Below are 19173 nucleotides of genomic sequence, written 5' to 3'. Positions count from 1 at the left end.
GGCCGAAACCCGCCGGCGTCAGGCCTGCCAGAAGCCCACGATCTTCTTCACCTCGGCGATGACCGGATCGGCGATCTCGGCGGCGCGTTCGGCGCCGTCTTTCAGGACACGGTCGATTTCGGCGGGGTCGTTCATCAGGCGGCGCATCTCGGCGGTGACCGGGGCCAGCGACGAAACAGCCAGATCGGCCAGCGCCGGCTTGAAGGCGCCGAAGCCCTGGCCGGCGAACTGGGCCGTCACCTGTTCGCGCGTCTGGTCGGACAGGGCCGCATAGATGGCGATCAGATTCTTGATCTCCGGCCGCTCGTCCAGGCTCTCGCCGGGTTCTGGCATGACGCCCATGTCGGTCTTGGACTTGCGGATCTTGGCCGCGATCGTGTCGGCGTCGTCGGTCAGATTGATGCGCGACTGGTCCGAGGGATCGGACTTGGACATCTTGGCCGCCCCGTCGCGCAGGGACATGACCCGCGTCGCCGGTCCTTGGATCAGGGGTTCGGGCAGGGGGAAGAAGCCCGGCGCATTGAAGTCATTGTTGAACTTTCCGGCGATGTCGCGGGTCAGTTCCAGATGCTGTTTCTGGTCCTCGCCCACCGGCACCTCGGTCGCCTTGTAGAGCAGGATGTCGGCGGCCTGGAGCACGGGGTAGGTGTAGAGGCCGACCGAGGCCCGTTCCTTGTGCTTGCCCGACTTCTCCTTGAACTGGGTCATCCGGTCGAGCCAGCCGAGGCGGGCGACGCAGTTGAAGATCCAGGCCAGTTCGGCATGGGCGCGCACTGCCGACTGAGGGAAGATGGTCGACTTCGCCGGATCGAGACCCGAGGCGATATAGGCGGCCGCAATCTCGCGCGTCTGGGCCGTCAACAGGGCCGGATCCTGCCAGACGGTGATGGCGTGCATGTCGGCCACGAACAGGAAGCAGGGCGCACCCGTTTCCTGCAGCGCCGTGAACCGCTTCAGCGCCCCCAGATAGTTGCCCAGATGCAGGGCGCCGGACGCCTGGATGCCGCTGAGGATGCGGCGCGGGCCGGTGTAGGCGGGAGGGGAGACGACATCGGTCATGGCGCAAGCCGAATGCCCGACCGCCGCGCGCGGAGCAAGGCGTTACTTGGCCGACCGCTTCAACAGCCCCCTTACCTCCGCCATTGTCACCGCCCGCGTCGCGAAGGCGAGGGCCACATAGGTCAGGCCGCCCAGCGTGGTGACCACAAGCAGGGTGATCTCCTTGGCGCCATGGCCCGATCCGAGCCCGGTCAGGGCCTCGCCGATCGGCGCCTCGATCCAGGGGCGGCCCCAGGAGGCCAGAGCCACGACCACGCCCAGTCCGACGCTGGCCAGCAGGATGCGGAGCAGGCGCGAGGTCGCGGCCACGCTGGGCCTGTAATGACCGCGTCGCCACAGCCGCGCGCCCAGCAACAGGGCATTGACCCAGGCCGAAGCGCTGACGGCGGCCGCGATGCCCGCTACCCCCATGCCGAGGTTGAACAGGCCGATGGCCAGGGCCGCGTTCACCGCCACCGACACCAGGGCGAAGGTCATCGGCGAGCGGGTGTCGCGCCGCGCGAAGTAGGCCGGCGACAGAATGCGGATCAGGACGAAGGCCGGCACGCCCCATCCGAATTGCAACAGGATCCCCGCGGTGGCGCGGGCGTCCACGTCCAGGAAGGCGCCGCGTGTGAACAGGGCGTCGATCAGGAAATAGGGCATGGCCATCAGGGCCGCCGCCGCGGGCAGTGTCAGGGCCATGGACAGGGTCAGGGCCTCGTCCATCGAGGCCTGTTGCTGCTCCCGGTCCTCGGACGCCACCGCGCGCGACAGGCGCGGCAACAGGGCGATGCCGATGGCCACGCCGACCAGGCCGAGCGGCAGCTGATAGAGCCGGTCCGCCGTCGACAGCCAGGCGCGACCGCCGTCGACCCAGCTGGACAGATTCTGGCTGATGAAGACGTTGATCTGGGTGGCCGAATTGCCGATCGCGGCGGGAACAGCGGTAATGATGATGGCCTTCACGGGCCCGGTCAGACGCGGCATCGACAGCCGGACATTGGCCCCTGCCTTGCGCACCGCCCACCAGCACAGGCCCGCCTGGGCCACGCCCGCCACGGCCACCGCCCAGCTGGCGGCGTAGGCGGCCTGGATCGGCCCGCCCTGCGCCGGGACCACGGCGGCGAGCATGATCAGGTTCAGCAGGATCGGATAGGCGCCCGAGACGATGAACCGGCCCCGCGCGTTCAGCACCCCGGACAGCAGGGCGGCCACCGCCATACAGGGCAGATACGGCATGGTGATCTGGGTCAGAACCACCGCCAGCTTGAACCGCACGGGATCATCAAGGAAGCCGGTGTTCATCACCGTCATGATCCACGGCATGGTCAGCTGCGCGAGGAGGGTCAGGACCACGGTGATGGCGGCGACGACGGCCAGGGCGTCGGTGGCGACGCGGTCGGCCGCCTCCTGGCCTTCGGTCTCCAGAGTGCGGGCGTAGGCCGGCACGAAGGCGGCGGCGAAGGCCCCTTCGGCGAAGATGCGGCGGAACAGGTTGGGGAAGTTCAGCGCCGTGTAATAGGCGTCCGCCGCCGGCCCGACCGAGGCGCCCAGATAGGCGGTGATCACCGTGTCCCGCGCGAATCCGGCCAGGCGGCTGATCAGGGTCATGCCACTGAAGATCGCCGACGACCGCATCATGCCGCCGCCCTTCTTCGCTGTCGTGGCGGACGCAGGCGGCTGGACCAGGGGTTCGACGGTGGCTGTGGCCCCTGCGATCGGGGCGGCGGGCTCGATCGGTTCGGGAAGATCAGACTTGGACACGGACGAACCTCGATTGCCGTGCCCGGGCGCGCGGCGAAATGTCGCTTAACCCGCTTCCGGGATGGGTGAAATGGCCTTGCGAGGCCGCAGGTCCGAGACGTCGCGGGCGCTGGCCCGGGCGGCGGTGATCCGGCGGCCCTCCGGCGCTTCGGGGGCGCGATCCAGCACGGCCTCAAGCGCCGCATGGACGTCATCCAGCAGACCGTCGGACTTCAGCTTCCGCCCCTTGCGGTCGGTGACGTAGAAGCTGTCGACCGCCCGTTCGCCGAAGCCGGCGACATGGGCCGAGCGGATCGACAGATCGTGGTCCGACAGGGTGCGCGACAGCTCGGCCAGCAGTCCCGGCCGGTCGGCGCCCGAGACCTCGATCACCGTGGCGTCCGCGCTCGCCGCATTGTCGATCATCACCACTGGCCGCACATCGAACGCGGCCCGGCGCGGCGAGGGCTTGGGCATGGCGGGCGGCTGAACGGGGGTCTCGCCCCTCGCCGCCGCCTCCAGAGCCGCGATCAGGGATTTCAGCCGACGCGGCTCGGCCTGGCCATAGGGCTGGTCAGCGCCGTCCTGAACCTGAAACACGTCGAGCACCGTGCCGTCGGCGGCAGTGGCGACCCGCGCGCCCGTGACGTCCGCCCCGGCGGCGGCCAGCACCGCCGCGAGGTCGGCGAACAGACCGGGCCGGTCGCGGGTGGCCAGCGCGATCTCCGTCGTCTCCTCGATCTGACCTGCGACGCAGGTCCGGGCCTCGACCGCCGCCCCGCCCTCGAGCGCTCGCGCGACGAGATCAGCGTGTCGGGCCAGCGGATCGGCGGTCTGGATATCCTCGCCCCGGAACAGAGCCTCGACGGCGGCGTAGAGGCTGCGCATCAGCTGCCCCTTCCAGCTGTTCCAGACCCCCGGCCCCACGGCCCGGATATCGGCCACCGTGAGGACCAGCAGCATGCGCAACCGCTCGGGGTCGCCGACGATCTCGGCGAAGGCCTGGACCGTCGCGGGGTCAGAGATGTCCCGCTTCTGGGCATAGTCCGACAGGGCCAGGTGATGCCGCACCAGCCAGACCACGATCTCGATCCGCCGGGGATCGACGCCCAGCCGCTCGCAGGCCCGGCGCGCGGCGATGGCGCCGTCCTCCAGCTGCCCCCGTTCCCCGCCCTTGCCCACGTCGTGCAGCAGCATGGCCAGCATCAGGGCCTCCGGATCGGCGATCAGGTGGATCACCTCGGTGGCCAGCGGATGGTCGTCCTTGAGCTTGCCGCGCTGGATGTCGTTGATGATGCCGATGGCCTGGAGCGTGTGCTCGTCGACCGTATAGGCGTGGTACATGTTGAACTGGGTCTGGCCGACGATCCGGCCCCATTCCGGCAGGAACCGGCCCAGCAGACCCGCCTCGTTCATGATGGTCAGGACGCGATAGGGCCTCTGCCCGTGCGCCAGCACATGCAGCAAGGCCGCCGTCGCGCGCGGATCGCGCCGGAGCTTCGGGGTCACAAGCGCCAGCGACCGGGTCACGGCCGAGAAGGCGTGCGGATGGACGTCGAGGTCGTGCTGGTCGGCGCAGACGAACAGGCTCAGAAGCTTGACCGGGTCCTCGGCGAACACCTCGGGTCCTGTCACCGACAGCCGCCCTCCGTCCTCGATGAAACCCTCGACGCCCAGGTTCCGCTTCCGTCCCGGGATCAGCCGCGACAGGCTCATCGTCTTCTTCTGCTGGCGGGCTTCGAGCGTCGCGCTCATGGCCCGGGTCAGGGCGCCGACGTCGCGGGCGACAAGGAAGTACCGGCGCATGAACCGCTCGACCGCCGGTTCGTCGCCCCGGCCGCGCCAGCCCATGCGGCGCGCCACCTCGGGCTGGAGGTCGAAGGTCAGCTTCTCCTCGGCCCGACCCGCCGCCAGATGCAGATGCGCCCGCACCCGCCACAGGAAGTCGAACGCTTCCTCGAAGGTCCGGCGCTCGCGCGGCGTCAGCAGTTCGTCCAGCACCCGCGCGCCGAGCGGGCTGTCGGGCGCCAGCGACCGGGCGATCCAGAACAGGGTGTTGAGGTCGCGCAGACCGCCCTTGCCGTCCTTGATGTTCGGCTCGACGCGATAGCGGACCGCGCCGGTCCTGGAGTGGCGGCTGTCGCGTTCCTCCATCTTGGCGGCGATGAAGGGGCGCGGATCGGCATTGGTCACCATGCCCCGGAAGCGCCAGAGGAAGTCCTCGGTCAGCGTGTCGTCGCCCGCCAGAGGCCGCGCCTCCAGCAGGGCCGTGCGGATCGTCATGTCGGACCGGGCCAGGCTCAAAGCCTCGTCCACCGACCGCGCCGAGGACCCGACCTTCAGCCCCAGGTCCCACAGGACGTAGAGCATGAACTCTGCGACCGTCTCGGTCCTCGCCGTGGTCTTCCACGGCCGCAAGAAGACCAGGTCCAGGTCCGAAAACGGCGCCAGCACGCCCCGGCCGTAGCCGCCGACCGCGATCAGGCTGAGCTTCTCCGCCTCGGTCGGATTGTGCGACGGGTAGAGGGTCTCGGTCGTGAACCGCCACAGGGCCGTCAGCAGTTCGTCGGCGGCCGCCGAATACAGCCGCGCGACCTCCACCCCCGGCAGGCCGTTGGCCAGTTTGGCGCCGATCTTCTCGCGCGCCGCGTCGTAATGGGACTTCAGGACGGCGGCGACGGCGGGCCGGACACCCGGGCCGGAGACGATGGCGTCGAGGCGGGCGTCGAGGGCTTCACCCACTTTCGTCATCCTCCGGCGAGCGCAGCGAGACCGGGGGACGTAGCGGCGCGCGCGAGCGCGAACCTGTCACGCACGCCGACCGCGGAGACATCGTGGCTGAACAGATCGCCTTCGGCGCCTCCCCCGGTCCGATCTTCGATCGGCCGAAGGATGACGAAGCGTCCCCCGGTCTGCGCCGCAAGAGCGGCTTGCCGGATGATGACGAAAGGAAGTGAGCGGGTCACTTCGCCAGACCCTTCAGCCGATAAAGCGCCTCCAGCGCCTCGCGCGGGCTCAGGGCGTCCGGATCCAGCGCCGCCACCGCCTCATCGATCGCGGATTTCATCTGCGGAGGGGGCGGTTCGGCCATGGCGAACAGCGGCAGGTCGTCCAGCCTCCCGTGCGCCGCCTTTTCCGTCTCCAGACGGTCCAGCACGGCCCGCGCGCGGGCGACCACGGCCGGAGGCACGCCTGCCAGCTTGGCCACCTGGACGCCATAGGACCGATCCGCCGCCCCGGGCGCCGCCTCGTGCAGGAAGACCAGTTCGCCGTTCCACTCCCGTGCCCGCATGGACAGGTTGCAGACGTGGTCCAGCCGCTCCTCCAGCCGCGCCAGCTCGTGATAGTGGGTGGCGAAAAGCGTCCGGGCCTTGTTCACATTATGCAAGGCCTCGGCGCAGGCCCAAGCGATGGCCAGGCCGTCATAGGTCGCGGTGCCGCGCCCGATCTCGTCCAGCACGATGAAGCTCTGCGGCGTCGCCTGGGTCAGGATGGCGGCGGTCTCGACCATCTCCATCATGAAGGTGGAGCGGCCGCGCGCCAGATCGTCCCCGGCGCCGACGCGAGAGAACAGCCGGTCCACGACGCCGAGCCGCATCGCCTTCGCGGGCACGAAACATCCGCCTTGCGCCAGCACCACCAGCAAGGCGTTCTGGCGCAGGAAGGTCGACTTGCCGGCCATGTTCGGCCCCGTGACGATGCTGAGGCGGGCGCAACCGACGCCGTCGCCGTCGAGCTTGCAGTCGTTGGGCGTGAAGGGATCCCCCGCTCGCTTGACCGCCGCCTCGACGACCGGATGGCGCCCGCCTTCGACGGCGAAAACCTTCGAATCGTCGACCACCGGCCGCACCGCCCCGACCTCCTCGGCCCATTCGGCCAAGGCCGCCGTGGCGTCGAGTTCCGCCAGCGCATCGGCCACAGCCTGCAAGGGCATGGCCAACGCCTGCACCGTCTGGCGCCACAGCTCGAAGGTCTCGCCCTCCATGGCGAGCGCCCGGTGGCCGGCCTGGCTGATCTTCGCGTCCAGCTCCGACAGTTCGACCGTCGTGAACCGCACCTGCGCCGCCAGGGTCTGGCGGTGGATGAAGGGACTTTCCGGTCCCGCGCGGAACAGAGGCTCGGCGTGTTTGGCCGTGGTCTCGAGGAAATAGCCGAGCACGGCATTGTGCTTGATCTTGAACGGCACGCCGCTGTCGGCCACCGCGCGGGCTTCCAGATCAGCGACAACCCGGCGGCTGTCGTCGCGCAGGGTCCGGGCCGCATCGAGCTCAGGTCGGAAGCCCGGCTTCACGAAGCCGCCGTCGCGCGCCAGATGCGGCGGCTCCTCGGCCAGACCTTCGGCCAGATCGAGCATCAGCCGCGCGAGATCGGGCGACAGGGTCAGCCGGTCGAGACAGCCGACGATCCGCTGGGGCGGCCCGGTCAGCGGATCGGGCGAGACGGTGAACAGGCCCGCGAGCGCCTCGGCGATGGTCAGGCCGGCGCGGATACCGGCGAGATCGCGCGGCCCGCCGCGCCCGAGCGCCAGTCGCGAGACGGCACGCGCCACATCGGCCGACGCCTTCAGCCCGTCGCGCAGATCCCGCCGAAGCGAGCGACGCTCCAGCAGCCATTCGACCGCGTCGAGTCCATGATTGATCTCAACCGGATTCCGCAGCGGCCGGGCGATCCGCTCGGCCAGGGCCCGCGCTCCGCCCGACGTCACGGTCCGGTCGATGCAGGCCAGCAGCGATCCCTCGCGCTCGCCCCTCTGCGTCCGGTCGATTTCCAGCGACAGCCGCGTCGCCGGGTCGATGGCGAGGAAGCCCGTCTCGCCCGAACGGCGCGGCGGCGCCAGGGCCGGGACCTTGCCCGCCTGGGTGGTCTCCAGATAGGCGGCGATCAGCCCGAGCGCGGAGACCTCCGCCTCCTCGAACGCCCCGAACCCGTCCAGAGAGGCGACGCCGTAGAGCCGCGCCACCCGGCCGCCGGCCGCCACAGGATCCGCGACCGCAGACGCCAGCGCCTGAACCACTCCGCCGGAACCGTCCAGCGCCCCCTTCAGCTCGGGATCGGAGTAGAGTTTGTCGGTGACCAGCACCTCGCTGGGCCGGAACGCCGCCAGGGTCGCGCCCAGATCAGCGATGTCGCAGGCGACGCAGTCCACAGCCCCGGCCGACAGTTCGACCACCGCCACGGCCGCGCGGCCCTTGCGGATCGCCACGGCGGCCAGCCGGTTGGCGCCGCGCGCATCGAGCAACGAATCCTCGGTCAGGGTGCCGGGCGTCACCACCCGCACGATGTCGCGCCGGACGATGGATTTGGAGCCGCGTTTCCGGGCCTCGGCCGGGTCCTCCATCTGTTCGCAGATGGCGACGCGGAACCCCTGGCGGATCAGCCGGGCGATATAGCCCTCGGCCGCATGGTGGGGCATGCCGCACATGGCGATGTCCTCGCCCAGATGCTTGCCCCGCCTGGTCAGGGTCAGGCCGATGGCGGCGGCCGTGACCTCCGCGTCCTTGAAGAACAGCTCGTAGAAATCGCCCATGCGGAAGAACAGGATCGCATCCGGCTGCGACGCCTTGGCGGCCAGATACTGGGCCATGAAGGGCGTGACGGCGCCTTGGTCAGGGGCGGTCGCATCGGTCTTCGGCGGATGGGAGAGAGGGGCGTTCATGACGTGCCGTCAGGGTGACGGATCGTCGGCGTCGGCTCAAGCTATTCCTCCCTCGTCGGGGGAGGGGGACCGCAGCGCGCCTGCGCTGGGGTGGAGGGGGCGGTCCGCGAATTCAGAGATTGGGTCGAGCCCCCTCCGTCACTCCGCTCCGCTTCGTGGTCCCCCTCCCCCGACAGGGGAGGATCAGGCGGCGACCCGCTGCCGGTATCCCACGCTCAGCGCGGCAGGCTCCTGGAAGGCCAGGGCGTCCCAGTCCAGATCGGGACGAGGGGCGTGGGCGGCGGCCAGGACCGCGCGCAGTTCGGCGGCCGAGGCGACGCTGGCGACGACGGCGGCGGCGGGCGGCAGGCCGAGGCAGAAGGCGAGCGCCGCCTGCATCGGATCGATCCGCGCCTCGGCCAGACGACGCCGGGTCCGCGACAGGGCGACGCCGTGGCCGGCCAGATGCGGCGGCAGGTTTTCCTGGTTGGTGAACAGCAGGCCCCGGGCGAACACCGATGAGACATGGACGTCGACGCCCAGACCGGCGAGTTCGCTGAGGGTCCCCTCGGTCACCGGACGCTGGTCTAGAATATTGCAGGGCATCTGCACGACGTCCGGCTGGAAGCGTCGCGCCAGAAGCGTCGGCCCGTCCTCCATCGTCGCCATGAAGCCGATGCGTTTGTAGAGGCCGCGATCCTTGAGCGCCTGCATCCGGTCCCACAGGGCGCGGCCCTCGGCCCCGGCCAGATCGGAGGCGCCGGAGGCCAGCAGGACGTCGCCGCGCGGCAGGCCCATCCGCTCCAGCGAACGACGGGCGCGGGCCTCGACCCGGTCCAGACCTTCGGACAGCGACACAGTGCGCACGGACACCGAGAAGGGCGACGGGAAGGGCCAGGCCTGTCCCAGCAGCCGCTCGCCGTCGCCGTTCGGGCGGGTGGCGATCAGGGAGACGCCCGCGTCCGCGGCCGTCTGCAACAGGGTGCGCATCGCTTCTTCGCGCGCGCCGACGGGAACGGGGAGCGCGCGCTCAGGCTCGGTCACGACCGCGAGGGCCAGCTTCGCGGCCGGGGAAGGGGAAACGCCTGATTTCACCCGGCCATTCTGCACCGGCAATGCTTAAGCGATGCTGAGGGAGACCCTACCGGTTCCTTACCGGCGGAACGTGAATCGGTCAGTCGGCGCCGGGTTGCAGATCCGGATGTGCGGCGGCGAAGGCGGGGTGGGCCAGCGCCCGATCCTCGATCGCCGTCAGCGCCGGGAACGGTTTGAGGTCCACGTTGAATCGTCGCGCCGAATAGAGCTGCGGGACCAGATAGCAGTCGGCGAGCGTCGGCGCGTCTCCGTGCAGCCAGCCGCTCCCCTGTTTCGCCGTCAGCGCCGTCAGCGCCTCGAACCCCGGGACCATCCAGCGCCCGGCCCAGGCGTCGATAGTCGCCTGATCGGCGCCGAAGGTTTCGCGCAAGGCGGTCAGGACCCTAAGATTGTTCAGCGGATGGATGTCGGAGGCGATCAGCCCGATCATCCCCCTCACCTGCGCCCGGCCGATGGCGTCGGCCGGCATCAGCGCCGGCTCCGGACAGGTTTCGTCCAGCCACTCCAGAATGGCCGTCGACTGGGTGATGACCACGCCGTCAACTTCGAGCGCCGGCACCAGCCCCTGGGGGTTCAGCTTGAGGAAGGCCTCCGACCGCTGGGCCCCGGTCCGCAGGTCGATGTCATGCTGTTCATAGGCGACGCCCTTCAGATTGAGGGCGATCCGCGTGCGATAGGCCGCGCTGGAGCGGAAATAGCCGTGCAGGATCATTTGGCCGCGCCTTCCTGAACCGTGAACCTCAGGGTTTCGAGACCCGCGATGGTCGCTTCGACGACATCGCCCGCCACCAGCGGGCCGACGCCCTCGGGCGTACCGGTGAAGATCAGGTCGCCGGGCTGCAAGGCCCACAGTTCACCCGCCTTCTCGACGATCTCGGCCGGGTTCCAGATCAACTCCGCCAGGGTCGACGTCTGTTTGGTCTCCCCGTTGACGGTCAGGGCGATGGCCGCCGCCGCGTCCGGCAGGGCGCCGAGCGTCAGCGGGCCGCAGGGCGCAGACTGGTCGAACCCCTTGGCCGCGTCCCACGGCCGGCCCTTTTCCTTGGCCTTCGCCTGAAGATCGCGCCGCGTCAGATCGACGCCGACGGCCCAGCCCGCGATCGTCCCGCCTTCACCAATGGCCGCGACCAGTTCGACCTCGTAGTGCAGGTTCGACGTCGCCGACGGATAGGCCGGGTCGCCGCCGTCCGTGACGATGGCGTCGGCGGGCTTGGAGAAGAAAAAGGGCGCCTGGCGCGTCGGGTCGTTGCCCATTTCGCGCGCATGAGCCGCATAGTTCTGGCCCACGCAGAGGATGCGCCGCACCGGGAAACGCCGGTCGTCGCCGACGATGGGCAGGGATACGGTCGGGGCGGGGGCGAAGAGGTAGGAGGTCATGGCGGGAGGTTTAAAGGGCTTGGGGCCTGGTGAGTAGGGCCTAGGTCACTGACAGGGTGACTGCGACCAAGTCCCGGGCCCTGATTGCCAGGCCCTCGCCGTTCCGCCTTTGCTGCACCGCAAAGGAACCGCCACGGCAATATGGCGTTGAGCCGACTAGGCCTGTATCTACGGCAAAGCTGACAAAACGGAGCGCGGCATCATGGCGACCTCGAAGGCACGTGAAGACATCAAGAACGACCTGAACACCCTCAAGGAGGACCTGAAGATCGGGGCCCGCGAGGAAACCGCACGGCTGAAGGCCAAGGCGGCCGAGACCGAGGCCCGCCTGCGCGAAAAGGCCGCCGAGGCCGACGCCCGCATCCGCGAGCGCGCCGACGAAATGCGCGATCAGGCGCGCGGCTACTATGATCAGGCCCGCGTGCGCGGCCGTGAATATTATGACGACGCCTCCGAGCGGTTCGATGAAGCCCAGCGCTACATCACCGAGCGGGTCCAGGAACGTCCGGTCCAGTCGACCGCCATCGCCCTCGGCGTCGGCGTCGTTCTGGGTCTGCTGCTCGCGGGCCGTCGTCGCTGATGATCGGCAAGGGGCTGGTCAAGAAACTGACGGCGGCCGTGGTGGTCGCCGCCTGCGCCTTCGTGGTGATCGTCGCCCTCGGCGCGACCCTCTATTTCTCGCTCGCGCTGGTCCTGCCGCCGCTCGGAGCCGCCGCCATCACGGCCGGCTTCTTCGCCCTGGTCGCGATCATCGTCGCCCTGGTCTTTTTGAACGCCTCGGGCGCGACGGACGACGCGGACGACTATGCGGACGAAGATCTGGGTCTGGGCCATCGCGCCTTCGCCCTGTTCCGCCAGCGGCCGATCCTCGGAACGGTCGCGGCCCTGGCCGGCGGCTGGATCTTCCTGCGTAACCCGGCGCTGGCGACCATGGTGGCGGCGGCTTTTGCCGAAAAGCCCCACGGTCGGGGATATCGTCGATAGACGGAACGGTGACGCCTTCGGGACGTTGATCAGACAGGCGGCGTCGAGGTTGGGCGGCGCCTGTCATCAACCCCTTTCACGGAGGGTCGTCCATGCTTCGCTGGGCCATCATTTTCCTGGTTGTCGCGCTCGTCGCCGCCGTTCTCGGCTTCGGCGGCATCGCCAACTTCTCGTTCGAAATCGCCAAGTTTGTCGCCGTCATCGCCATCATCCTGTTCGTCATCTCGCTGGTCGCGGGCGGACTCAGGGGACGCGGCACGCGCATATAGCCGGCTTCGGTCGGCGCCACAGGCAAGAGCCGCGGCCCTCGGGTCGCGGCTTTTTCTTTGGGTCGGCGCATCGCGCGGGCGGCCGGCGCTCTCTAGATTGACGATGCGCGTCGCTCGCCGGCGTCCTCATCCGTTCCGGCGTCCGGCGCATATTCGAGGATGTCAGCCGGCGCGCAGTCCAGGTAACGGCAGATGGCGTCAAGGGTCGCGAACCGCACGCCCCGCACCTTGCCGGACTTGAGAAGCGACAGATTGGTCTCGGATATCCCGATGGCCCTCGCCAGTGCGTTGGAGCGCACCTTGCGCCGGGCCATGATCACATCGAGGCGGACGACGATGGGCATCAGACGAACCGCGAGGCGTCGTCGTGGACCTCGGCCGCCCAGGCCATGACCCGGGCGACGACGAACAGGATCAGGCCGAGACCCAGGGCCTTGAGGCTGTCCATCCTCAGCCAGCCCTTGTCGTCGAAGCCGGCCAGGGTCACCACGACATGGCCGAGCGTCGGGGCCACCGCATAGGCGATCAGCCACAGCGCGATTGTCGTCATACAGCGGGCGTTCGCGGGCTCCAGGACGATGCCCGCCCCATAGAGGCGGAACAGTCTTCGGAGTTGCCACAGCACCGCCAGGGCCGGGACCATCATCAGGCCGGCGGAGGTCGCGAGCGCCAGCTTCTGGATGACCGGCAGACTGCCCACGGTCGTCCAGCCGGGGTACAAGGCAGGAGCTTGGGCCTCGATGAATATCTGCATGCCGCCGGGCCGGACCTGAAGCCGGGTTCCGGCATAGGCGAGAACGGCGACGACCGCGACGGCGAGCAGGATCGCGCCCAGACCGAACAGGACGGCGAACAGCCACTCCAGCGGCCGGCTCAACCGCCGGATACGACCGAAGGCCGGAGGTTCGGTCGGAGCGGGCGGCGGGAACTCAAGGATCAGGGCCATGAAGCGCGTCACAGATTGGCTGATTGACAGTTATATTTTTATGTATTTCGATATGTCACCGGATGCAATCGAGGATACGCCATGTCGCGCTCAATCCAGTCCCTGCTCGCCGGATTGGGGCTCGCCCTCGCCGTTTCGGCCTGCGCGACCCCGACGACCCGTCATACTGTGACCGTCGCCGACCTCGGTGTTCCAGCGGCGACCTCGGACATGGAGGCCAGTCTGGAGCGCCCGGGGGTGGCGACCTTCCAGCGCCTCGCATTCGCACACTGGACCGGCGGACGCGGCGCCTTCATCGACCGCGACGACCCCCGCACGGCCGACGTGCCCAAGGGGGACGAAGAGGTGACCATCTACGCCTACGTCATTGATCATCCCCGCTTTGGGCGGGTCCTGATCGACGCGGGAGTCTCGGCCGCGCTCGAAGACCGACTGAACTGGGTCATGCGGCGCGGGCTGCGCGATCTCAACGTCCGGATCGACCGCACGACGGGGCAATGGTTGGCGGGCCAGGTCACGCCCGACGCCGTCTTCCTGACCCATCTGCATTTCGACCATATCGGCGGACTGATCGACCTGCCCCTCGCGACGCCGGTCTATCTCGGCCCGGGCGAGGCGCAGGAGCGCAGCCGGATCAACCTTCTGCTCGGCAGCCCGGCCGACGCCATCCTTCAGGGTTACGCCCCTCTGCGGGAATGGGGCTTTCAGCCCGACCCGAACGGCGTCTTCGACGGCGTGCTCGACGTGTTCGGCGACGGCTCGGTCTGGGCCCTCAGCGTTCCCGGCCATTCGGCGGGCTCCACCGCCTATCTGGTCAATGCGGTCGATGGGCCGAAGCTTGTGGTCGGCGACGCGGTCAGCACGCGCCTGGGCTGGGAGGACGGCATGCCCCAGCCTGTGCTCGGAACCTCACGCGCCGCCGCCGAGCGGTCGGCGGATCGCCTGCGACGCTTCGCCGTCGCCCATCCGGCGGTGGAAGTCTTCCTCGGGCACCAATCGCGTACCGGCCAGGGCGAGGCGCGGTGAGGCCGGTCGCCCTGCCTTACCTCAGACCGCCGCCTTTTCCTTCACCCCCGGCACGGCCGGATCGGGCGCCGTCTCGGCATGCCGCGTGTCCTGACGGCGCGGAAGCTTCCAGGACTGGCCGCATTCAAACCGCTCGCCGGTCCAGGCGATGGCGTTGATGGTGATCTGGTGTTTGTCCCAGACGATCTCGTTGAAGCTGGGCGGCGTGCCCCGCTCGCGATGCGACAGGGTCCCGCAGCCGATGGCGTAGGAACAGCGGTCCGACAGATCGATCGGCAGGGCGAAGGGGACATGCACATGGCCCGTGGTGATCAGGTCGACCCCGGCTTCGGCGAAGATTTCCGCAGCCGCATCGCCCCGCTTGACGTCGCCGGTCATCGGCGTGCCGATCATCTCGATCAACGGGTGGTGACAGGCCAGGATGCGCAGCGCTCCGACCGGGGCGGCGCGCAGGGCCTCCGCCGCGCGTCGGGTCTGGTCCAGGTCGATGACCCCCTTTGACCAGTTGGCTCGCGCCTGCCACCCGCGGGCCGTGGTCACGCCACGCACCATGACCGTATCGGAAACGAACTCCCCGTCGTGGGCGGGGTGGCCGGTCGCCGTTTCGAAGGCCTTCCACGGCCAGAACAGCCGCGCCGCCACGTCCCAGTAGGGCACGTCGTGATTGCCGACGATGACGAAGCGCGGCCTCGGCATGGCCTTGATCCAGGCCCCGGCGGCCGAAAACTCGTCCGGATAGCCCTTCTGGGTGATATCGCCGGTGATCAGGATCAGGTCGCTGGGCGCAGCGTGGGCGTAGTCGAGCGCGGCGGCGCAGGCGTGCTTGTGCTCCACGCCGAAGTGGATGTCAGAGAACTGGAGGACGCGACCCATGTTCAGACCGCGCCCTCGGCCGACGCGGGCTCGGGAGCGGGCGGCTCGGGAACCAGGGCGTTGAAGGCCTTGGCGATGAAGGTCACCGTCGTGTCGTGGGGCAACAGCGTCGGCTCCCCGTCCAGCACCGCCGGGATGCGCGACCGGGCCTTGATCCGGATGCGTCTGGCCGGCTGGGTCATGACCGACGGATCCTGTCGCCAGTCGCTGAACAGGGCCGTGGCCGCCAGGCGGAAGGCCTGGGCCGCGTCGGCGGGATTCATTGCGGCGGCTTCCAGCCCCACCGGTTCGTCCATGGCCGTGGAGATCATCGGACTGATCAGGACCAGGGCCTCGCTCTTGCGCGCCTTGCCGCCGTCCAGCTCGACCCGGATCTTGCCGGAGAAGGCCCGCCGCAGCGCACGCCGGCCATAGGTCCAGGCCAGGCTCAGCTTGCCGGTTCGCATTGCCTCCCGCGCCGGGGCCCACAGGGCGGGTGAGCCGAATATGCCCGCGCAATAGAAGGCCTGACCCTCGACCGAGCCGCCCGACACACACTGGGGCTGGCCGTGTTCAAGGGCGTTTCGCAGGGCGACCTTCCAGTCCGTCGTGCCGTATAGCGCCTTGGGCAGCATATTCATCGTCCCGCCCGGCAGGGGGGCGACCAGCGGCCCCCTGGGCCCGGCCTTTGACGCGGCGGCGCGCGCCGTGCCGTCGCCGGCCAGGACGAACAGCACGTCCGGCGTGGAGGCCAGGGCCGTATTGATCTGGGCGTCCATGGTGTCGCCGACCAGTTCGACGACCTCTGCGTCGCACGGATACTCGGCCAGGATCGCCTCGACCTCGGACGCCGCGCGCGGACCGACCGAGCCCGACAGCGGATTGACCAGCACCACGACGCGGTGGATCGCGACATGGGTCGTCAGCGTGCGTGGTTCGGCGCCCGGCGCTGTGGTCGAGTCGTCGGGCGTCGAGGTCTCGACGTCAGGCAGGGTCGTTTCGGTCATTTGCCCCGAACGCGCCGTCTTGCCGGGCGTTCCGGCGAAGCTTCACTATTGTGTCTTGAGCGTCTCGGCCGTGGTGGCGGCGCCGGCTTCCAGGGCGTCACCGGTCTTCTCGGCGGCGTCTCCGGCCTTGTCAGCGGCGGCCTCGGCGGCTTCCGGGGCCTGGCCGATCAATTTCTTGCCCTGATTGACGCCGGCGGTGATCCAGCCGTCCATCATCGCCCCGCCCTGGGCCAGCGACTGTTCCTTGATGCCCAGCACTGCGGTCAGCACGCCGAACAAGGCCAGCAGGGTCACGATCAGACCGACGAAGCCGCCTCCCCCGCCGCCCGAGCGACGCTTCGAGCGGGCCCACACAGGACTGGCGTGATCGTCCGCATTCCGGACCGGTTCAGGAAAACGCATGGTAACTCCCCTCGGACTGCCGTTTCGCGGACCACGCCCCTCGCGCGCCCGCTTCGACAGTCATATGACATCGTTAACCGGGAGCATAGGCGCGGAACCTCTGCCATAATCCAGCGTTCTCGCTTTCGGGGCGAACATCAGGAATGAAGGACCATCCCATGAACAAGGCGATTATCGCGATCGGGGCCGCCGGCCTGCTGGCTACGGCCTGCGCCAGCGACCCTTACGGCAGCGGCTCCAACCAGACCGTCCGCCAAGGCGCCATCGGCGCCGGCCTCGGCGCTGTCGCCGGCGCCATCATCGGCAACAACGTCGGCTCGGGTAACGCCGCGACCGGCGCTCTCATCGGCGGCCTCGCCGGCGGCGCCGTCGGCGCTGTCCGCGGCTCGCAAGCCGACCGCAACGCCCAGCAGCGCTACCGCGATAACCGCGGAAATTACTACTACTGCTACGACAACCGCCAGGACGAGTGCTACTGGGAAAACGGTCAGCGCCGCTACTAAGAGGCTGAACCGCAAGGTTTTTCAGGGCGGCTCGTCACCCGACGGGCCGCCCTTGTCATGACGAATTTGAAGAATTCAGGGAGGCGGCGAATGACGATGCGATCGACGATTCTGGCGGCTGGCGTGGCCGCCGTGGCGCTGGCGGGCTGTTCGACCATGCGGACGCCGAGCCGGGACGAGCTGGTGACCGAGCCCTCGGCCTGCGCCGCCAAGCGGTTCGACATCTATTTCGCCGAGGATCAGGCGACCCTCACCGACGCGGCGCGAACAGCCATCGGCCTGACCGCCACCCAGCTTCAGGGCTGCCGGATCAATGCGGTCCGCGTGCTGGGCCTTTCCTCGTCAACGGGCAGTGCGGACGCCAATCAGGCCCTGTCCGAACAGCGCGCCCTGGCCGTGGCCGAGGCCCTGACGGCCGCCGGGTGGCCGACGCCGGCCTTCGAACTGACCGCAGCAGGCGATCAGGGGGCGACGACCGCCTCGGGCGTGGCCGAACCCCTGCGCCGCCGCACCGAGGTGCTGGTCGAGGCCGCCCCCCTCTAGTTGTCCCGCCGTCCGTGCTCGACGACTCCCAGGGCGTCGGCGAGCCGGACCCTGGCCGAACCGCGCGGCAGCGGTTTCGGCTGGCTCTCGTGCGGCGCCCAGCCGGCCAGATTGACGATCTCGAAGGTCGCCGGAATGCGGCCGTCCGCCTCGCCATAGCGCTGTGAATACAGGGCCGCCGCGCGCGCGATGATGGGTCGCGTCAGGGGCCGGATCGTCCCCGCCAGCACATTGGTCTCGCCCATGGCGCGCAGGTCGCGGATCAGGGCGAACAGGTCCGGATAGCGCACCGTCAGCCGGTCCACGTCCGCCACCGGCAGGGCGAACCCCGCGCGCTGCAAAAGCCCCGCGCCGTCGAATCCGTCGGCGAAGGGCGAAACCCGCGCCTGGGCCCCGCCGCGCTCGGCCAGCTCTGCCTCGGTCAGGACCCCGCGCAGCTCCTTCAGCGTCCCCGCGCCCAGCAGGGTCCCGAGGAACAGGCCGTCCGGCTTCAGCGCCCGCCGGATCTGGCTCAACGCGCCCGGCAGGTCATTGGCCCAGTGCAGCGTCATCAGGGAGACGATCAGATCGGCCGATCCCGCCTCGATTTCCAGGGTCTTCGCGCCCGGCCCGGCGCGCTCCGCCCGGTCCCCGACCGCGCGCGGCGTCCCGACCCGGCCGGCCGCATCGCTGTCGGCCAGGGCCTCGGCGAACGGGCCCGGATGCGCCGACAGGTCGACGGCGACCGGAAACTCCCGCAAGGTCGCCTCCAGGCTGAGAACGGCGTTCTCGGCGGCGCGGCGGTGCAGGAAGTCGGCGTCGACGAACCGACGCTCCGACCGCGCCAGCCGGGCCGTCCGCCGCGCGGTATCGAAGATCAGGGGAGGGCCGGTTTCGGTCATGGCTGTTCAGGATGGGGGCTGGGGCGAGCGTTGGGAAGACGGCCGGTCGCGGATCGGTCGCGGCCTGACGTCATTCGGGCGTGGTCTGGCCGATCTGATCCTGCCGCCCATGGCCTATGACAGCCGCGAAGCCACGGCCGCCGCAGGCCTGACGGCCGACGCCTGGAGCCGGGTGATCTTTCTGGAAGACCCGGTCTGCGACGGCTGCGGGGCCGCGTTCGAATACGACGGCGGCGACTTCGCCTCCGACCGATGCGCCGCCTGCATCGCCCAGCCCTACGCCTTCGCCCGCGCCCGCGCCGCCTGCGTCTACGACACGGCCTCGCGCGGCCTGATCCTGAAGTTCAAGCACGGCGACCAGCAGCAGTTCGCAACCCTGTTCGCCCGCTGGCTGGGTCGCGCCGCCGCGCCCCTGGTCGAGCATTGCGACGCCGTCGTGCCCGTGCCGCTCCATCCGTCCCGGCTTCTGGCCCGGCGCTTCAACCAGGCCGCCGAGATCGCCCGACCGATGGCCCGGGCGGCGAAACGCGACTATCTGCCCGACGCCCTGATCCGCGCCCGCGCCACGCAAACCCAGGGCGGCCGCAGCCTCAGAGGCCGCAAACTCAATGTGAAATCCGCCTTCGCCGTCAGCGAATCCGGGGCGCGACAGGTGCGCGGGCGACGCATCCTTCTGGTCGACGATGTCCTGACCACCGGGGCCACGGGCGAGGCCTGTGCGAAGGCGCTTCTGGACGCCGGAGCCCGCGCCGTGGACCTCGCCGTCATCGCAAGGGTGCGAACCGCGCGGGAACTGCCTAGATAGGCGAACGGTTCGACCTGCACGGCCTTTGCACCGTGCACGGCCGATCAGACTGAACTTTCGGAGA

20 protein-coding genes are annotated in these 19173 nt (G+C 69.5%); 7 read left to right on the top strand and 13 right to left on the bottom strand.

Annotation, left to right across the window (positions count from 1 at the left end):
* Positions 1-18: 18 nt before the first annotated feature.
* The 7 genes from trpS to ACW17Y_RS00350 all read right to left on the bottom strand — a co-directional run bounded on the left by trpS (position 19) and on the right by ACW17Y_RS00350 (position 10891).
* Positions 19-1059 carry a tryptophan--tRNA ligase gene (trpS, locus tag ACW17Y_RS00380; RefSeq protein WP_492036808.1) on the bottom strand — a complete coding sequence of 347 codons (1041 nt, stop codon included), beginning with the start codon at positions 1057-1059 and terminating at the stop codon, positions 19-21.
* 42 nt (positions 1060-1101) lie between these two features.
* On the bottom strand, positions 1102-2682 hold the full coding sequence (gene murJ / locus ACW17Y_RS00375; protein WP_492038321.1) for a murein biosynthesis integral membrane protein MurJ: 1581 nt from the start codon (positions 2680-2682) through the stop codon (positions 1102-1104).
* 168 nt (positions 2683-2850) lie between these two features.
* Complete coding sequence (glnD, locus tag ACW17Y_RS00370) at positions 2851-5526, bottom strand: [protein-PII] uridylyltransferase (protein ID WP_492036807.1); 2676 nt, start codon at positions 5524-5526, stop codon at positions 2851-2853.
* A gap of 220 nt (positions 5527-5746) precedes the next feature.
* Positions 5747-8440: a DNA mismatch repair protein MutS gene (mutS, locus tag ACW17Y_RS00365; protein ID WP_492036806.1), complete on the bottom strand. Its 2694-nt coding sequence runs from the start codon at positions 8438-8440 to the stop codon at positions 5747-5749.
* 183 nt (positions 8441-8623) lie between these two features.
* Entirely contained in the window at positions 8624-9463 is an 840-nt protein-coding gene (locus tag ACW17Y_RS00360) for an aldo/keto reductase (RefSeq protein ID WP_492036805.1), read from the bottom strand.
* Positions 9464-9593: 130 nt separating this feature from the next.
* On the bottom strand, positions 9594-10226 hold the full coding sequence (maiA, locus tag ACW17Y_RS00355; protein WP_492036804.1) for a maleylacetoacetate isomerase: 633 nt from the start codon (positions 10224-10226) through the stop codon (positions 9594-9596).
* Positions 10223-10891 carry a fumarylacetoacetate hydrolase family protein gene (locus ACW17Y_RS00350; protein ID WP_492036803.1) on the bottom strand — a complete coding sequence of 223 codons (669 nt, stop codon included), beginning with the start codon at positions 10889-10891 and terminating at the stop codon, positions 10223-10225. The genes maiA and ACW17Y_RS00350 overlap by 4 nt, the downstream gene beginning before the upstream one ends.
* A gap of 202 nt (positions 10892-11093) precedes the next feature.
* Between ACW17Y_RS00350 and ACW17Y_RS00345 the strand changes: the two genes are divergently transcribed.
* The 3 genes from ACW17Y_RS00345 (at position 11094) to ACW17Y_RS00335 (ending at position 12144) form a co-directional block, all read left to right on the top strand.
* A complete protein-coding gene (locus ACW17Y_RS00345) occupies positions 11094-11471 on the top strand; it encodes a glycine zipper domain-containing protein (protein ID WP_492036802.1) in 378 nt (125 codons plus the stop codon).
* Entirely contained in the window at positions 11471-11875 is a 405-nt protein-coding gene (locus ACW17Y_RS00340) for a hypothetical protein (protein WP_492036801.1), read from the top strand. The genes ACW17Y_RS00345 and ACW17Y_RS00340 overlap by 1 nt, the downstream gene beginning before the upstream one ends.
* A 92-nt stretch (positions 11876-11967) precedes the next feature.
* Positions 11968-12144, top strand: coding sequence for a DUF1328 domain-containing protein (locus ACW17Y_RS00335; protein ID WP_271084744.1), 177 nt, complete (start codon positions 11968-11970; stop codon positions 12142-12144).
* A gap of 92 nt (positions 12145-12236) precedes the next feature.
* On the opposite strand, the gene ACW17Y_RS00330 is transcribed toward ACW17Y_RS00335, so the two are convergent.
* Together ACW17Y_RS00330 and ACW17Y_RS00325 are read right to left on the bottom strand one after the other, a co-directional pair.
* Positions 12237-12488, bottom strand: a complete 252-nt coding sequence (locus ACW17Y_RS00330) for a helix-turn-helix domain-containing protein (RefSeq protein WP_492036800.1) — start codon at positions 12486-12488, stop codon at positions 12237-12239.
* Positions 12488-13090 carry a DUF2975 domain-containing protein gene (locus ACW17Y_RS00325; RefSeq protein ID WP_492036799.1) on the bottom strand — a complete coding sequence of 201 codons (603 nt, stop codon included), beginning with the start codon at positions 13088-13090 and terminating at the stop codon, positions 12488-12490. The genes ACW17Y_RS00330 and ACW17Y_RS00325 overlap by 1 nt, the downstream gene beginning before the upstream one ends.
* A gap of 81 nt (positions 13091-13171) precedes the next feature.
* Here ACW17Y_RS00325 and ACW17Y_RS00320 point away from each other — a divergent pair, with 81 nt between their 5' ends.
* Entirely contained in the window at positions 13172-14116 is a 945-nt protein-coding gene (locus tag ACW17Y_RS00320; protein ID WP_492036798.1) for an MBL fold metallo-hydrolase, read from the top strand.
* Between the two features lie 21 nt (positions 14117-14137).
* Here the strand turns inward: ACW17Y_RS00320 and ACW17Y_RS00315 are convergent, their stop codons facing one another.
* Genes ACW17Y_RS00315 through ACW17Y_RS00305 form a run of 3 tightly spaced genes read right to left on the bottom strand, consistent with a single transcriptional unit; the run spans position 14138 to position 16377 of the window.
* Positions 14138-14989: a metallophosphoesterase family protein gene (locus tag ACW17Y_RS00315; RefSeq protein ID WP_492036797.1), complete on the bottom strand. Its 852-nt coding sequence runs from the start codon at positions 14987-14989 to the stop codon at positions 14138-14140.
* 2 nt (positions 14990-14991) lie between these two features.
* Complete coding sequence (locus tag ACW17Y_RS00310; protein WP_492036796.1) at positions 14992-15975, bottom strand: diacylglycerol/lipid kinase family protein; 984 nt, start codon at positions 15973-15975, stop codon at positions 14992-14994.
* A gap of 45 nt (positions 15976-16020) precedes the next feature.
* Positions 16021-16377 (bottom strand): hypothetical protein, encoded by a 357-nt coding sequence (locus ACW17Y_RS00305; protein WP_492036795.1) that lies wholly within the window; start codon positions 16375-16377, stop codon positions 16021-16023.
* A gap of 158 nt (positions 16378-16535) precedes the next feature.
* Between ACW17Y_RS00305 and ACW17Y_RS00300 the strand changes: the two genes are divergently transcribed.
* Complete coding sequence (locus ACW17Y_RS00300; protein ID WP_492036794.1) at positions 16536-16880, top strand: YMGG-like glycine zipper-containing protein; 345 nt, start codon at positions 16536-16538, stop codon at positions 16878-16880.
* A 90-nt stretch (positions 16881-16970) separates the two neighbouring features.
* Positions 16971-17423, top strand: a complete 453-nt coding sequence (locus ACW17Y_RS00295; protein WP_492036793.1) for an OmpA family protein — start codon at positions 16971-16973, stop codon at positions 17421-17423.
* On the opposite strand, the gene ACW17Y_RS00290 is transcribed toward ACW17Y_RS00295, so the two are convergent.
* The gene (locus ACW17Y_RS00290; protein ID WP_492036792.1) at positions 17420-18304 is read right to left on the bottom strand and encodes a methyltransferase domain-containing protein; all 885 of its coding nucleotides are present in this window, start codon (positions 18302-18304) and stop codon (positions 17420-17422) included. The genes ACW17Y_RS00295 and ACW17Y_RS00290 overlap by 4 nt on opposite strands.
* Between ACW17Y_RS00290 and ACW17Y_RS00285 the strand changes: the two genes are divergently transcribed.
* Positions 18303-19109 (top strand): ComF family protein, encoded by an 807-nt coding sequence (locus tag ACW17Y_RS00285; RefSeq protein ID WP_492036791.1) that lies wholly within the window; start codon positions 18303-18305, stop codon positions 19107-19109. The two genes, ACW17Y_RS00290 and ACW17Y_RS00285, sit on opposite strands and share 2 nt — an antisense overlap.
* The last annotated feature ends 64 nt before the right edge of the window (positions 19110-19173 follow it).

The organism is Brevundimonas sp. AVps7, assembly GCF_058681545.1.
Note: the sequence above shows the minus strand (reverse complement) of the source record. Positions and strands in the feature narration are given on the sequence as shown.

Bases quoted from the DNA above. Each gene is read 5' to 3' on its own strand.
- trpS (WP_492036808.1), bottom strand. From the start codon at position 1,059: ATGACCGATGTCGTCTCCCCTCCCGCCTACACCGGCCCGCGCCGCATC.
- murJ (WP_492038321.1), bottom strand. From the start codon at position 2,682: ATGATGCGGTCGTCGGCGATCTTCAGTGGCATGACCCTGATCAGCCGC.
- mutS (WP_492036806.1), bottom strand. From the start codon at position 8,440: ATGAACGCCCCTCTCTCCCATCCGCCGAAGACCGATGCGACCGCCCCT.
- maiA (WP_492036804.1), bottom strand. From the start codon at position 10,226: ATGATCCTGCACGGCTATTTCCGCTCCAGCGCGGCCTATCGCACGCGG.
- ACW17Y_RS00350 (WP_492036803.1), bottom strand. From the start codon at position 10,891: ATGACCTCCTACCTCTTCGCCCCCGCCCCGACCGTATCCCTGCCCATC.
- ACW17Y_RS00345 (WP_492036802.1), top strand. From the start codon at position 11,094: ATGGCGACCTCGAAGGCACGTGAAGACATCAAGAACGACCTGAACACC.
- ACW17Y_RS00340 (WP_492036801.1), top strand. From the start codon at position 11,471: ATGATCGGCAAGGGGCTGGTCAAGAAACTGACGGCGGCCGTGGTGGTC.
- ACW17Y_RS00335 (WP_271084744.1), top strand. From the start codon at position 11,968: ATGCTTCGCTGGGCCATCATTTTCCTGGTTGTCGCGCTCGTCGCCGCC.
- ACW17Y_RS00330 (WP_492036800.1), bottom strand. From the start codon at position 12,488: ATGCCCATCGTCGTCCGCCTCGATGTGATCATGGCCCGGCGCAAGGTG.
- ACW17Y_RS00325 (WP_492036799.1), bottom strand. From the start codon at position 13,090: ATGGCCCTGATCCTTGAGTTCCCGCCGCCCGCTCCGACCGAACCTCCG.
- ACW17Y_RS00320 (WP_492036798.1), top strand. From the start codon at position 13,172: ATGTCGCGCTCAATCCAGTCCCTGCTCGCCGGATTGGGGCTCGCCCTC.
- ACW17Y_RS00315 (WP_492036797.1), bottom strand. From the start codon at position 14,989: ATGGGTCGCGTCCTCCAGTTCTCTGACATCCACTTCGGCGTGGAGCAC.
- ACW17Y_RS00310 (WP_492036796.1), bottom strand. From the start codon at position 15,975: ATGACCGAAACGACCCTGCCTGACGTCGAGACCTCGACGCCCGACGAC.
- ACW17Y_RS00305 (WP_492036795.1), bottom strand. From the start codon at position 16,377: ATGCGTTTTCCTGAACCGGTCCGGAATGCGGACGATCACGCCAGTCCT.
- ACW17Y_RS00300 (WP_492036794.1), top strand. From the start codon at position 16,536: ATGAACAAGGCGATTATCGCGATCGGGGCCGCCGGCCTGCTGGCTACG.
- ACW17Y_RS00295 (WP_492036793.1), top strand. From the start codon at position 16,971: ATGACGATGCGATCGACGATTCTGGCGGCTGGCGTGGCCGCCGTGGCG.
- ACW17Y_RS00285 (WP_492036791.1), top strand. From the start codon at position 18,303: ATGGCTGTTCAGGATGGGGGCTGGGGCGAGCGTTGGGAAGACGGCCGG.
- ACW17Y_RS00290 (WP_492036792.1), bottom strand. From the start codon at position 18,304: ATGACCGAAACCGGCCCTCCCCTGATCTTCGATACCGCGCGGCGGACG.